Here is a 13,625-nt window from a genome sequence, read left to right on the forward strand (position 1 = left end):
TTATTCAAAGTAGTCACGAAAAATCCCACCCTTATAAAGGTGGGATTTTTTATTATATCGGCATGCTTTTATATATAAGATACAAAATGCAAGTGTTTTACACGCTTTTTTAGATGTATGGGAGGACAGAATTATGGGGAAAAATATAGTTCAGAAGATTTTAAGTTCACATCTTGTTTCCGGCAGACTAAAAGCAAAAACCGAGATTGCGATTGTTGTTGATCAAACCCTTACTCAAGATGCAACAGGCACGATGGCATATTTACAATTTGAGGCAATGGGGTTGCCGGGGGTAAAAACGAAGTTATCGGTGAGTTACGTTGATCATAATATGCTTCAGGCCGGATTTGAAAACTTTGATGATCATTTATTTTTGCAAAGCTTTGCAAGCAAATATGGCATATACTACTCTAAACCTGGAAATGGTATTTGCCACCAGGTACACCTCGAACGTTTCGCTGTGCCTGGTGGAACATTGTTAGGTTCCGATAGTCATACACCAACATGCGGTGGGTTGGGGATGCTTTCTATTGGGGCGGGCGGACTTGACGTTGCAATTGCAATGGCCGGAGGGTCATTTTATTTCTCAATGCCGGAAATTGTATTGGTAAAACTCTCCGGGGCCTTGTCCCCCTGGGTTACAGCAAAAGATGTAATCCTTGAATTATTAAGAAGACTTACGGTAAAAGGCGGCGTCGGGAAAATCTTTGAATATGGAGGAGAGGGAGTCAAAACGCTTACGGTAACAGAACGTGCAACTATTACCAATATGGGCGCGGAGCTTGGCGCCCTTACCTCAATTTTCCCTAGTGACGCTCAGACAAAAAAATATTTAAAAATGCAGGGGCGCGAAGATGTTTGGCAGCCTTTAAAGGCGAGCGCAAACGCACAGTATGATGAAACGGTGGAAATTGATCTTTCATCCCTGGAACCAATGGTAGCGAGGCCGCACAGTCCGGATAACGTCTGCAAGGTGAGAGAGATCCAGGGGACTATGGTACATCAGGTTTGCATAGGCAGTTGTACTAATTCATCTTATCACGATTTAATGGTAGCGGCGGCAATGTTAAAAGGGAAAAAAGTTCATCCGGACGTCAGCCTAACCATCTCCCCCGGATCACGGCAGGTACTGGAAATGATATCGAAAAACGGGGCATTAACAGATATAATTGCCGCCGGAGCAAGGATATTGGATGTTGCTTGCGGACCATGTATCGGAATGGGGCAAGCACCGCCTTCCGGAGGCGTCACTGTCCGGACATTTAACAGAAATTTTGAGGGACGAAGCGGAACCCTTGACGCAAAAGTCTATCTGGTAAGTCCGGAAACCGCGGTCATTACTGCAATAAGAGGTGTGATTAGCGATCCAAGAGATTACGACATGCCCATTATTATTAAAGATCCGAAAACATTTTTAATAGACGACAGCATGATAATCCCTCCTTCTGAAAATCCTGCACAAGTAACCATAATCAGAGGCCCTAATATTAAACCTTTGCCTAAAAAAGAACCCATGCCGGATACGTTGCATGGTGAAGTCCTTTTGAAACTAGGGGATAATATCACCACCGACCACATTATGCCGGCAGGCGCCAAGGTCTTGCCCCTGAGATCAAATATTCCCGCTATTTCTGAATTTGTGTTTGAAAAAATTGACAAAGAGTTTGCGAAACGGGCAAAAGAAAAAGGTGGCGGTTTTTTGGTCGGCGGCATAAATTACGGACAAGGTTCCAGCAGGGAACATGCAGCGCTTGCCCCGATGTATTTGGGTGTGAAAGCTGTTATTGCAAAATCTTTTGCGCGCATTCACCGGTCAAATCTCGTTAATTTTGGCATATTGCCATTAACCTTTACCGAAGAAAATGATTACCTCGTGCTGGACCAGGGAGATAGTTTAGAATTAGTGGATATTAAGAAGCAATTAAAACCTGGCGGTATCCTTGTTGTTCATAACCGGACAAAAAATAAAGAAATCAAGGTAACGCACCTGTTATCATCCCGCGAAATTGATATCCTTTTCGCAGGAGGCCTGTTAAATTACCAGGCACAAAAAAATTAACCTAATATAAAAGTGCATTGAATTCAATAACTTATTGCCTTGTTAAAATATTAATTCATCTCCATTTTGCGAGGATATTTGTGCTGAATATCTCATCTTTTCATTCAAATACATTGTAAATACACTATGCGTATCTCTTTAACAAAATATGGCATAAGGGAACTTGTGCTTTTTGGTATACCCTGTGTTGCTGGAATTTATTTTTCCCTTATTCTTTTCCCCTGGGCTGTGCCGATTCCCTTGTTTTTTATGTTGTTCCTGCTTAATTTTTTTAGGGATCCTGAACGAAACACACCGCAAGGCAAGGGACTTGTCATTGCTCCGGCGGATGGTGTTGTCTCACACATTGTTCCTGTTTTTGAGGAACATTATCTGAAATGTGACTCAATAAAAATAAGTATTTTCATGTCAGTCACCAACGTTCATGTTAATCGTATACCGGCGTATGGAACCGTGGAATTTATCAAACATACCCCCGGTAAATTTCTGGATGCCAGGGATGACGAATGTTTCAGCAGTAACGAAAATAATGTGGTTGGGTTATCGCTGGCAGAAAAGAAAGGGAACATCGCGGTAAAACAAATTGCCGGCAGGATTGCCAGACGGATTGTATGTGCCTGCAAAATCGGCGATGTCATGCAGCAAGGCGAGCGTTTTGGCATGATAAAGTTTGGCTCACGAGTAGAAGTATTCGTTCCCAAAACCATTCCGTTCGAACCAATGGTAACGGTAGGTGGAAAAGTAACCGCCGGGAAAACAATATTGGGGAAAATGCACGGGAATGGCGCCTCTGCGGCAGAATAAAACCCGTACTTTTTTAACGAAATTTATTTCATACCTTTTGTCATTCTTCTATGTATAAGACGCTGTTATGTTCACTGGAATTATAGAACATCTGGTTGTGGTAAATAAACTCTCCACTTCTCCTCACGGAGCAGAATTGTTTTTGGATTTAGGAGGTTTTTACGATAATCTTGTAATCGGCGAAAGTATTTCCGTAAATGGTGTATGCCTTACCGTAAAAACAATTCATGGCAATGTGGTTAGTTTTGACGTTTCAGGTGAGACGCTAAAAAAAACAACAATAGGGTCTTTACGAAGCCGGGAAATGGTAAATATTGAGAGAGCGCTAAGGATTGGTGACCGGCTGGGAGGGCATTTTGTAACTGGGCATGTGGACAGCATTGGCACGATAAAAGAAAAGAAACACATTGCGGAGCAATGTCTCATAACTTTTTCCACTGATAAGAGATTTACCGGCATGTTGATTGAAAAAGGTTCCGTGGCAATAGACGGCATAAGTTTAACAAATTTTGAGGTAAAAGAAATCGCTTTCTCCGTGGCCATCATTCCCCACACACTTGCTTCAACCACGTTGGGTTATAAAAAACCGGGAGACAATGTAAACATTGAAATAGATATGATGGGAAAATGGATAAATAAACTTTTAGAAAATAATTTTACAGGGAAAAAGAGTGTTCTTACCATGGATAAGTTAATAGAACAAGGTTTTGCCTAATAAAATGAATGCCTTGTATATAAATAAAAAACCAAAACTGCTTATTGGCATTACCATGGGGGACCCTTGCGGTATTGGACCGGAAATAATTGTACGTTCCCTCGCATCTTCCGCATTAAAACGTGCTGCAAACTATATAATAATAGGGAATCAGGCTGTATTAGACAGTACGGCGCAATCTTTAAAAATTCCCTTTCGATACCGCGTTGTTTCACTTGAGACGGATATAGAGCGCGTATCCACCCCAATATCATTGCTATCTTCTGAACATTTTGACCTCAATCTTATAAAAAAAAGGCTCCCCACGGCGGAAGGGGGAGAATTATCTTTCCTATGGATAAAAAAAGGCATCGACCTTGCCTTACAGGGAAAAATTAATGCCCTCGTTACAGCGCCGATATGTAAAGAAGCTATTCACATGGCAGGCTATCAATATCCCGGCCATACGGAAATATTACGTGACCTCTCGAAAGTAAAACGCGTTGTGATGCTTATGATTGGTGGTTCGTTAAGGGTTGCCTTTGTCACTACCCATATTGCCCTGCATGAAGTTGCGCAGAGTATTACGGTTAAAAACGTTCTGGAGACAATTACCATCTGCAATACATATCTGAAAAAATATTTTACTCCAAGAAACCCAAGGATAGCCGTTTGCGGCGTTAATCCCCATGCTGGTGAAGAAGGAATTTTTGGAAATGAAGAAAAAAATATTATAGTCCCTGCCGTAAAAAAGGCAAAGAAACTAGGCGTCGAATGCAACGGCCCCGTTTCCGCAGATACCGTATTTTATAAGGCGTTAAAGGGCCAGTACGATTTGGTGGTCTCCATGTATCATGACCAGGGCGCAATCCCTTTGAAACTGCATGCCTTTGAAACAGGAGTAAACATTACGCTGGGAATTCCGTTCATCAGGACCTCGCCTGACCACGGCACCGCCTACGATATTGCAGGCAAAGGCATTGCAAACCCTGATTCAATGAGGGAGGCAATAATGACGGCAATAATGATGGCAAAATGTGAAGGAAAGGTGTAACTTCTCAATAAGTTGTGGCAGGAGGTAGTAAAAAACTACCATCTACCATACTATCATTTTATTTATGTTTATACGGATAAACCCGTGTCCTATTGTTGCTGGCCATAGGAATATTCTATAAGAGGATACTACGCTGGAAGAAAATACTATTATTCCTCACACTCCTGATTTTTTACGGAAACTCTTTGCCAGAAAAGGCATCGTTCTCAATAAAAAGTACGGGCAGCACATTCTTATTGACCAGAATATACTATCTTACATTGCCAATAGTGCTTCTTTGCAAAAAGACGATGTGGTATTGGAAATTGGGACGGGAACAGGAAGTTTGACAAGGTATCTGGCGGAAAAGGCGTGTCATGTATTCACGGTGGAAATCGACAACAAACTCTTCGATTTATCCTCGGAGATTCTCAAATTTTACAAAAACATTACTATTATTAACGCCGACATATTACAATCCAAACACAAACTCAATGCGGAAATCGTTACGGTGATATCCGGCTGGCTTGCAACAAATAATCATACTGCCTTCAAAGTAGTTTCCAACCTTCCCTATAACATCAGCACCCCTGTTATTATTAATCTTTTGGAAAGTAATCTGCCAATCAGCCTTATGGTACTGATGTTACAAAAAGAAATTACCGAACGTTTGACAGCCGCTTCAGGCTCCAGGGAATATGGAATCCTCTCTGTTATTACGCAACTGTTTTCGGAAGTTGAACTCATGAAAACATTGCCGCCGGAAGTATTCTGGCCAAGGCCGGAAGTATCTTCCTCTATCGTAAAAATGTCTGTTCACCGGGCAAAATATGCAAACAAAATAACAGATTATCCATTTTTTATAAAAATCATTTATGCCATATTTACGTCAAGACGCAAAACACTGCTGAACAGTATTGAAAAATTGAAACTGCCAGGCGTTTCAAGAAGTGAATTGAAACTAATACTTGCTGCCATGCAGTTGAACGAAAACATTCGGGGAGAAATGTTAGATCCGGAACAATTAATCCATTTAACAGAGTCTCTCTTTCTGGCAATATCCCGCGCTAATACACTTACCTTTTGAAATGTGTCGCTAAAAACAAATATCTCGTACGAAAAAAGGGACAGGTTTAAAACCTGTCCCTTTTTTCGGCAAGTATACATCTTTAAGCAGTATTACAAATCCTTAACCCCAGTGCCTCTAAACCTTTTCTACACATCAAGTGTGGAAAATTTGTTTTTGTGAGTTGTCAAATGCAAAATGTACTTTAACTGACTTTTACAGAGATCTGCTTCGGACGTACCTCTTCTTTTTTCGGAAGCGTAATTTCAAGAACGCCATTTTTGCACTCTGCGTTTACTTTATCCATGTCTACAGAAGCGGGAAGCTCTACGGAACGGGAGAATCTGCCATAGCTCCTTTCCATACGGTAATAGTTTTTCCCCTTTTCTTCCTTTTCTTCTTTTTTCTCTCCCTTTATGATTAAATTATTATCTTGTATTGAAATGTTAACCTCTTTTGGGTCAATACCGGGAATCTCCGCTTTTACGACAATGTTGTCATCCGTCTCTGAAAGGTCGATGCTAGGAGACCACGCTCCGGCTTCCTGGCCGAACCCTGAAAAGTCCCAACCCCTAAAGAACTGGTCAAACATGCGGTTTATCTCGTTCTGAAGAGATGATACATTCGTCCACTTCATTAAATCCTTAGCCATAGAATATCCCCTATAAAAAAAACCAATAAAGTAAAATTACTACTGGTACTTTGAGCAATATTCGTGCCTAATAGTATGGTTGGGAGAGCGGCAGATATAAGTCTTTTGAAAATCACGCATTGCGAATCAGGTTATACTTTAGCTGACCTAAATATATGCTGCCATATTGGCAGTAGATTTGATATCCTCACCTGTCCTGCGTAAAAGATTTCCTGTTACTTCATTATTTTATTCTTACGTCCTAGACAAAAATTGGCATGGCATTAACCATGACAAGGTTGTTCTTTCATCTGAAATAAAAATGGAGCTATAAATATTATAAGAGCTGTGGGTTTTTATTTTAAACAAAATTTGTAAGGACAGACGGTAAACATCCGCCCGATACTTCTTACTACTTACCTCGTACAACGTGTATAACCAGTAGGTCTAACGCAACAAGGTTAGCCGTTCCTACGACAACCATAATGCGTATGGGCTGGTCCCAGTTTCTCCAAAAGTTCCTCATCCGTATATGTCTCTATTTTTGGTGCTTCGTATTTTTGCAGTTTGTTTTCTACCATTATACACCTCTTTCGGGGTTAAATTTTAAACACCTTATTCCCATTTGATTAAACATGTGCCTTGCCACAAACAAGTACCCATGGGTGGGTTTGTTTTGCGGTTTTTTACCCACAGCTCTTTTTTAATTCACCGATAAAAAATTTATGTTATGTCGTTTTTCTCCAACACTACATGCTCTTCTTTATGGCCGCACACTACAATTCTTATTGTCTACTATTTATTAAATTTGTCAATACCTGCAAATGGGGGTATCCATTTGGATATCTGTTTTTCAAAGCGCTGTTTTGTTTTTACGTAAGGAGTTGTCAGATAATAACTTTTACAACTATGGCGCGGGATAACAAGGTGTGAATGACTCAATTTTTTGAAATTGTATAATTCCAATCTCAATGGAAATTATGCTTTCCAATATTAATCTTTTCCATTTCCTGATCGGAAACCTTTATCCCTGTTGGATATTTCCTTTTGTCAATTTTAACTACAACCTTCAATCCGGTTTTTGTTTTTGTTGCGCCAATTAAATTAACCATAACATCATGGCTGGTCAGCGGATGGCCTTTCCAATTCATGCTAATATGAGAAAAAAGTCTATGTTCAATTTTGTTCCATTTACTTGTTCCTTTAGGAAAATGGCATACTGTAATTTCCATGCCTGATTTATTTGCAAATTCTTGTAGTTTGATTTTCCACAGGCGAACTCTATAGCCGTCACTGCCACCACTATCTGCACATATCAACAGCTTTTTTGCATCAGGATAAATCTTTCTTCCCATATAAGTCCACCACCTATGAATGCTTTGTACTGCAAAATCTGAGGTATCATGATCGCATCCGACATTGATCCAACCTAAATTTTTACCCTGATCATAGATGCCATAGGGGATGCCTATTTCTTTTCCTTTGGGATCAGGGAAATCTCGACCATTAACTTTTCGGGGAGAACCTTTTTTCCGCCATTCCTGCCCTTTGTTTGCATAGTTTCCCAGCAATTCCTTCTTTTTAGTGGCAACAGAAATGACAGGAAAATTGTCTTTTAAAAACTTTTTTACTTGCATAGTGATATACTTGAATTGTGCATCACGATCAGGATGAGAATCTTCCAAAGATTTATCATTACCTTGAAGACTATACCCAAGTTGTTTAAGAATGACTCGAATTGTTTCGTAAGAAACTTCATATCCTTTTTTATAAAGCTCCTCGGATAAATGACGCGTACTTTTAGAGGTCCATTTCAGTGGAGACATTGGGTCCCCTCGGGTAGAATCTTCAATTAACGACTCAATTGTTTTTAATAATTTTTTGTTTTGAGCATGTTTGGGTTTAGGGTCGCCACCAGAAACTCTCACACTCTCACTGGCATTATTCCCTCCACTCTCTAAATCAGATATCCCCTGATGGATAGTAGGCCTGGATACGCCTGCAAGTCTTGCGATTTTAGAAATTCCACCATAGCCAATAGATTTTGCTTCTGCCCCTAAAAAGATTCTCTTTTGTCTTTCATTTAAAAAGGGTAAAATATCATTGATTTTTTCTTTAAGTTTTTCGGTAGACATAAAAACTTTTTAGCCGATTCCAGAATATATTTCAATCCAAAGTTGTACATGTTATTATCTGACTGCCCCTAAGACCTTAACCTGGAAATGCACCCTTTGTTATTCAATCGCAAATTGCGAGCCTCCAAAGTATGATTCATAAATCTCGCAGGGACTCCACGGTGTTCATGCGTGATGCGCGAAATGCAGGCAGTATGCCCCCAAGAAATCCCATAAGGAGCGCAAATGCCATTGCCTTGAGAAAGATTCCATGACTAAGCCTGAAGCGGAAGGCGAGTTCTGAAAATGTCTGGGAATTGGTTGTCGATACACTGATAAATTGCAGCACGGAAGCAAAAGACAATCCGGTACATCCCCCTAAAAAACCAAGAATAAACGATTCCAAAAGAAATGCCATAAGGATGTTTACCCTGCCAAAACCCAACGCACGCAATGTGCTAATTTCTGAAGTGCGGTTTGCGACTGCCGCGTACATGTTCTTTCATCTGAAATAAAAATGGTGCTATAAATATTATAAGAGCTGTGGGTCTTTATTTTAAACAAAATTTGTAAGGACAGACGGTAAACATCCGCCCGATACTTCTTACTACTTACCTCGTACAACGTGTATAACCAGTAGGTCTAACGCAACAAGGTTAGCCGTTCCTACGACAACCATAATGCGTATGGGCTGGTCCCAGTTTCTCCAAAAGTTCCTCATCCGTATATGTTTCTATTTTTGGTGCTTCGTATTTATGCAAATTGTTTTCTACCATTCTACACCTCCTTCGGGGTTAAATTTTAAACACCTTCTTCCCATTTGATTAAACATGTGCCTTGCCATAAACAAATACCCATGGGCGGGTTTGTTTTGCGGCTTTTGCCCACAGCTCTTTTTTAATTCACCGCTAAAAATTTATGCTATGTCGTTTTTCTCCAACACAACATGCTTTTCTTCAGGAGGGCACATTACGACATCTATTATTTACTATTTATTAAATTTGTCAATACACGCAAACGGGGGTATCCATTTGGAGATATGTTTTTCAAAGCGATGTTTTGTTTTTTTTGTAAGACCTAAACCTGGGAATATGCCATTTGTTATTCAATCACAAATTGCGGGCTGTCAAAGTATGATTCATACCTCTCTCAGGGACTCCACTATGTTCATGCGTGATGCGCGAAATGCAGGCAGTATGCCGCCGAAAAATCCCATAAGGAGCGCAAATGCCATTGCCTTGAGAATGATTCCCGGACTAAGCCTGAAGCGGAAGGCGAGTTCTGAAAATGTCTGAAAATTGGTTGTAGATACACTGATAAACTGCAGCACGGAAGCAAAAAACAATCCGGTACATCCCCCTAAAAAACCAAGAATAATCGATTCCAACAGAAACGCCAGAAGGATATTCACCCTGCTAAAACCAAGCGCACGCAATGTGCCTATTTCTGAAGTGCGGTTCGCTACTGCCGAGTACATGGTAACCATTGCGCCAATTACCGCCCCGATTGAAAATATCGCGGTAAGTGAAATACCCAATATTCTTAAAAACTTTGCCATCATCTCGGACTGTTTTTTGTAATAATCTACTTCAATCATCGCATCAAAGGTCAACCGCGGATCGTTTTCAATACGGCGTTGTAATTTCTGCAAGGAAGCATCGTCCTCCGCGCGAAAAATAAGGGATGAATATGCGTTTCTTCGAAAAGCCTGCATAAACTGATCGGCGTCTCCCCATATTTCAGAACTGAACCCGGTATCGCCCGCGTCAAAAATCCCCACAACCTTCCATGGCCTCATTGCAAAAAATATCGAATCGCCCAACCCTGCATTTTTAAACCGTTTTGCCACGCTATTCCCTGTCATTATTTCTGATGTTCCCATAAGAGGCAGCCTGCCCGCCGAAAGTTTTACCTGAGGCCGCATATCAACGGAGGCATTGCCAATCCCACGGATAACAACATTTGCAGAACTGCTGCTTCCTTTTTTTTGAAGAGTAATTAAAACCACCAGTTCTTTTGCAAACATTCTGCGCCCGTTTTCATCCAATGCCACTTCCGGCTGCGTTTCAATAATAGACGCCTGATATCTTTCGATGATGCTTTGCACCTCTGTAGACGAGGACTTTCTAAGCACAACGATATTATTGTATGACCCTGTTTCGATAAGGGTTTTTTGCAGTCCTTCGGCGAGCATAATAATTGCGGCAAAGACGAATACAACCAGCGCCATGCCTGATGCAGTTAGCGCGGTAGTCACCCGGCGGGTCAATAAATTCCGAAAACTATAAAAAAAAAGGAGTCTCATCTCACCCTATCTTTCTCAGCCCTTCGGATATTCGCACACTCATTGCCCTCCATGCAGGAAGTATGCCGGCAGATAGACCTACGATTATGATAACAACCGCATCCATAAAAATAGTTTTTCCGGTGATATTAAATACCGGGAAATAAGTCCCTACGGCATTTGAAAATGCGATAGCCGCCGGATATGTTGCAGATATGCCCAGTATCCCTCCGATTAGCGTAATCATCATAGACTCTCCAATGATAAGCGCAGCAATATATCCGCCTGAAAAACCTATGGTTTTAAATATCGCATACTCCGCAGTGCGTTCACGTACAGACATTACCATCGTGTTTGCGACAACGATGAGAATAATCACAATAATCACAAACGAAACCAGTTGAACCGCTTTAAGGATGGCTTCGCTCATGGCAACAAATCCGAGTTGAAATGCCTTTTCAGTTTCGGTAAGCGTTTCCGCCAGTGAATTTTTAAACATAGCATCAATAGCCTCTGCAATGCCGGCAGCGTTTTCAGGTCTATCGATGCCAATAATATAAAATCCTACATTATCCGCTGAAAAGGGTCTCACCTTTTTCATTGTTTCATTAAAATAATCCCAATGGAAGAAGAACATGGTCTCGTCCACATTTTTATGTTTCCCTTCATAAACGGCGCTTAAGACAAATTCCCATTTCCCGGGGTAAATGGCACTGACCAATGTAATACTATCCCCAACTGCCCACCCAAATCTGTCGGCCAATTTCTTCCCAACAAGGCAGCCTTTTCTGTTTTTAAGAAACGATGTCGTTTCATTTTCAGGTATTTTGTATTCGGGATAGAGTTTAAGATATGAGGTGGGTTCCACGGCGAAGTTTGCGAAAAAGTCTTTTTCATCTTTATAATATCCGCCAAACCAATTGCCATAGGAAACTATTTTGACGCCATCGGCAGAGCGGATTTTTTCGCGATAGGAAAGCGGTAGACGGAAAACAAGTGATATTGAATTCCTCGTGACCAGCCGGTTTGCAGATGAAGCTGCAACCCCGGCATACCATGCGTCAATTACAGTGTGAAGTAATCCATAGGCTAACACGGCGATTGCTATGCCCGCTATGGTTAAAACACTGCGGAGTTTATGCCTGAAGGCGTTACGAATGAGAATCTTGATCATCATTGCTCAAAACTCCCTTGTCAAGATGCTTCATGCTATGCGCCCTGTTTCCCGCCCAGGGATCATGGGTTACCACGATAATGGTTTTCCCCATATCCTTGTTTAAACGATCCATAAGCTCAAGCACTATTTCCGCAGAAACCCTGTCCAGGTCTCCGGTCGGTTCATCGGCGACAAGTATCGCCGGGTCTGTTACTATTGCCCTCGCAATCGCAACCCTCTGTTGTTGTCCTCCGGATAGTTGGGAAGGATAATGCCACAGCCGGTCTTCCATATTTACGGCTTTTAAAGCGGTATACACATGTTCTTTTCGTTCTCTGCCGGAAAGGCTGGTGAGGATAAGGGGCAATTCAACATTTTCATATGCCGTAAGAACTGGAATGAGATTGTAAAACTGGAAGATAAACCCCACATTAGTAGCACGCCACCGCGCGAGTTCGGATTCTGATAATATGGCGATATCTATGCCGTCCACTTCTATCGAACCGGCGTCTGCACGATCAAGTCCGGCAATAAGGTTCAGGAGCGTGCTTTTCCCCGAACCTGAAGGCCCCATAAGCGCTAAATATTCGCCTTGTCCGATATTCAGGGAAATGTCTTTTAATACACTTATTACCTCGTTTCCCCTCTTATAGGTTTTTGTCACATTTTGAATAGATACCATCGAATCAAATAGTCAAACAAATAAGGTTTCAGAAAGATGTATAATGTAACTAAAAAAACGTAAACCCGAACCCTCACGAAGTTGTTCTTTTACTTACGAATTATTTCAATAACTTTACCGATAATCGCATTAATTTTTATTTTAGTAAGATTGCCAATGCGGTACAAGATAATATGACTATCTGCGGTAAATAACCGATTAGGTCTTATGTTACTTGGTTGTTTGAGGCTCCCTGTCTCGAAATCTCTATCATCAATGGAAATAGAATAATTGTCTTTTATGGTTTTGCTTGTTATCTGACAGAGAATTACATCATCTCCTTCTAAGGTTGCAATTACTAAAGCAGGCCGTCTTTGGGATTGTGATATAGTCAAACAAATAAGGTTTTCGAAAAATTTACACCCCCCCGGCCCCTCTTTTTAGAGGGGAGATGAGAAGTCCCCTCTATCAAGAGGGGATTTAGGGGTGTGTTTGATAGTATGCTTAGTCAAATAAATCTATTTTTCAGAAAGCCATTTTATCGCCAAATTTCTAAAATCATATTTATTTGGCTATAGATCGGAGAAGGGAAAAGGAACAACAACGACATCACCTTTTACAAACTTTGCCATGCCTCGTCTTCCTCTGGTCTTAGCCAATCTTTTTTAAGAGAAGATTCACTCACAATAGTGATATCGAGCTTTTCCCTGAGTATCTTTGTCTTTAGAAAATGGACAAAATCTAATACCTCATCAAGAAAAGGTTCTGGAACTTGTTCAATTTCACGTATAAGTAATTCTTTTTTGCTCATAGTCTGCCTCCGTTCTTGCTCTTTAAATTCAAGTTGAAAAGATTTTTTACGATGGTGATCGTGTTGGCTTCGAATATGTTGAACTATTGCCTCTTCCGATGATTTTCTCACGGAAAAAGCCCCATATCCATTCTGCCATTTTGGTGCTAACCACAAAATGCATTCCGAGAAATGTGAAGGTATCAGCCAAAACAAAACATCTTTTTCTTTCGTCCCTTCGTGGCTTGATATTTTTTTCTCTTTTTTCAGAGGGCTTCACCCTCTGCTATATCCTTACGGCCTTTCGGGCCTATAAGAACACCTTTGTTTCGA

General features: G+C 40.9%; 13 protein-coding genes. 5 read left to right on the forward strand and 8 right to left on the reverse strand.

Annotated elements, in window-relative coordinates:
• Positions 1 to 133 precede the first annotated feature (133 nt).
• The 5 genes from KSMBR1_RS13670 to rsmA all read left to right on the forward strand — a co-directional run bounded on the left by KSMBR1_RS13670 (position 134) and on the right by rsmA (position 5,677).
• The gene (locus KSMBR1_RS13670) at positions 134 to 2,059 is read left to right on the forward strand and encodes an aconitate hydratase (RefSeq protein ID WP_099325823.1); all 1,926 of its coding nucleotides are present in this window, start codon (positions 134 to 136) and stop codon (positions 2,057 to 2,059) included.
• A gap of 126 nt (positions 2,060 to 2,185) precedes the next feature.
• Positions 2,186 to 2,863, forward strand: a complete 678-nt coding sequence (locus KSMBR1_RS13675; protein WP_099325824.1) for a phosphatidylserine decarboxylase family protein — start codon at positions 2,186 to 2,188, stop codon at positions 2,861 to 2,863.
• Positions 2,864 to 2,930: 67 nt separating this feature from the next.
• On the forward strand, positions 2,931 to 3,578 hold the full coding sequence (locus tag KSMBR1_RS13680) for a riboflavin synthase (RefSeq protein ID WP_099325825.1): 648 nt from the start codon (positions 2,931 to 2,933) through the stop codon (positions 3,576 to 3,578).
• Positions 3,571 to 4,611 (forward strand): 4-hydroxythreonine-4-phosphate dehydrogenase PdxA, encoded by a 1,041-nt coding sequence (gene pdxA, locus KSMBR1_RS13685; protein ID WP_157820615.1) that lies wholly within the window; start codon positions 3,571 to 3,573, stop codon positions 4,609 to 4,611. Before KSMBR1_RS13680 ends, pdxA begins: the two co-directional genes overlap by 8 nt.
• Positions 4,612 to 4,810: 199 nt before the next feature.
• On the forward strand, positions 4,811 to 5,677 hold the full coding sequence (gene rsmA, locus KSMBR1_RS13690) for a 16S rRNA (adenine(1518)-N(6)/adenine(1519)-N(6))-dimethyltransferase RsmA (protein ID WP_261341107.1): 867 nt from the start codon (positions 4,811 to 4,813) through the stop codon (positions 5,675 to 5,677).
• 184 nt (positions 5,678 to 5,861) lie between these two features.
• On the opposite strand, the gene KSMBR1_RS13695 is transcribed toward rsmA, so the two are convergent.
• The 8 genes from KSMBR1_RS13695 to KSMBR1_RS13730 form a co-directional block, all read right to left on the reverse strand.
• Positions 5,862 to 6,308, reverse strand: a complete 447-nt coding sequence (locus tag KSMBR1_RS13695; protein WP_099325828.1) for an Hsp20/alpha crystallin family protein — start codon at positions 6,306 to 6,308, stop codon at positions 5,862 to 5,864.
• A gap of 947 nt (positions 6,309 to 7,255) precedes the next feature.
• Positions 7,256 to 8,422: an ISAzo13 family transposase gene (locus KSMBR1_RS13700; RefSeq protein WP_099325829.1), complete on the reverse strand. Its 1,167-nt coding sequence runs from the start codon at positions 8,420 to 8,422 to the stop codon at positions 7,256 to 7,258.
• A 136-nt stretch (positions 8,423 to 8,558) separates the two neighbouring features.
• Positions 8,559 to 8,897, reverse strand: coding sequence for an ABC transporter permease (locus tag KSMBR1_RS13705; RefSeq protein WP_099325830.1), 339 nt, complete (start codon positions 8,895 to 8,897; stop codon positions 8,559 to 8,561).
• Between the two features lie 642 nt (positions 8,898 to 9,539).
• On the reverse strand, positions 9,540 to 10,706 hold the full coding sequence (locus tag KSMBR1_RS13710) for an ABC transporter permease (RefSeq protein WP_099325831.1): 1,167 nt from the start codon (positions 10,704 to 10,706) through the stop codon (positions 9,540 to 9,542).
• A gap of 1 nt (position 10,707) precedes the next feature.
• Positions 10,708 to 11,862 carry an ABC transporter permease gene (locus tag KSMBR1_RS13715; RefSeq protein ID WP_099325832.1) on the reverse strand — a complete coding sequence of 385 codons (1,155 nt, stop codon included), beginning with the start codon at positions 11,860 to 11,862 and terminating at the stop codon, positions 10,708 to 10,710.
• Positions 11,837 to 12,523, reverse strand: coding sequence for an ABC transporter ATP-binding protein (locus tag KSMBR1_RS13720; RefSeq protein WP_099325833.1), 687 nt, complete (start codon positions 12,521 to 12,523; stop codon positions 11,837 to 11,839). Before KSMBR1_RS13720 ends, KSMBR1_RS13715 begins: the two co-directional genes overlap by 26 nt.
• A gap of 89 nt (positions 12,524 to 12,612) precedes the next feature.
• On the reverse strand, positions 12,613 to 12,897 hold the full coding sequence (locus KSMBR1_RS23545; RefSeq protein ID WP_197705205.1) for a type II toxin-antitoxin system PemK/MazF family toxin: 285 nt from the start codon (positions 12,895 to 12,897) through the stop codon (positions 12,613 to 12,615).
• Between the two features lie 221 nt (positions 12,898 to 13,118).
• The gene (locus KSMBR1_RS13730) at positions 13,119 to 13,313 is read right to left on the reverse strand and encodes a DUF2281 domain-containing protein (protein ID WP_099327069.1); all 195 of its coding nucleotides are present in this window, start codon (positions 13,311 to 13,313) and stop codon (positions 13,119 to 13,121) included.
• Between the last annotated feature and the right edge of the window lie 312 nt (positions 13,314 to 13,625).

This window comes from Candidatus Kuenenia stuttgartiensis, assembly GCF_900232105.1.
GTDB lineage: Bacteria > Planctomycetota > Brocadiia > Brocadiales > Brocadiaceae > Kuenenia > Kuenenia stuttgartiensis_A.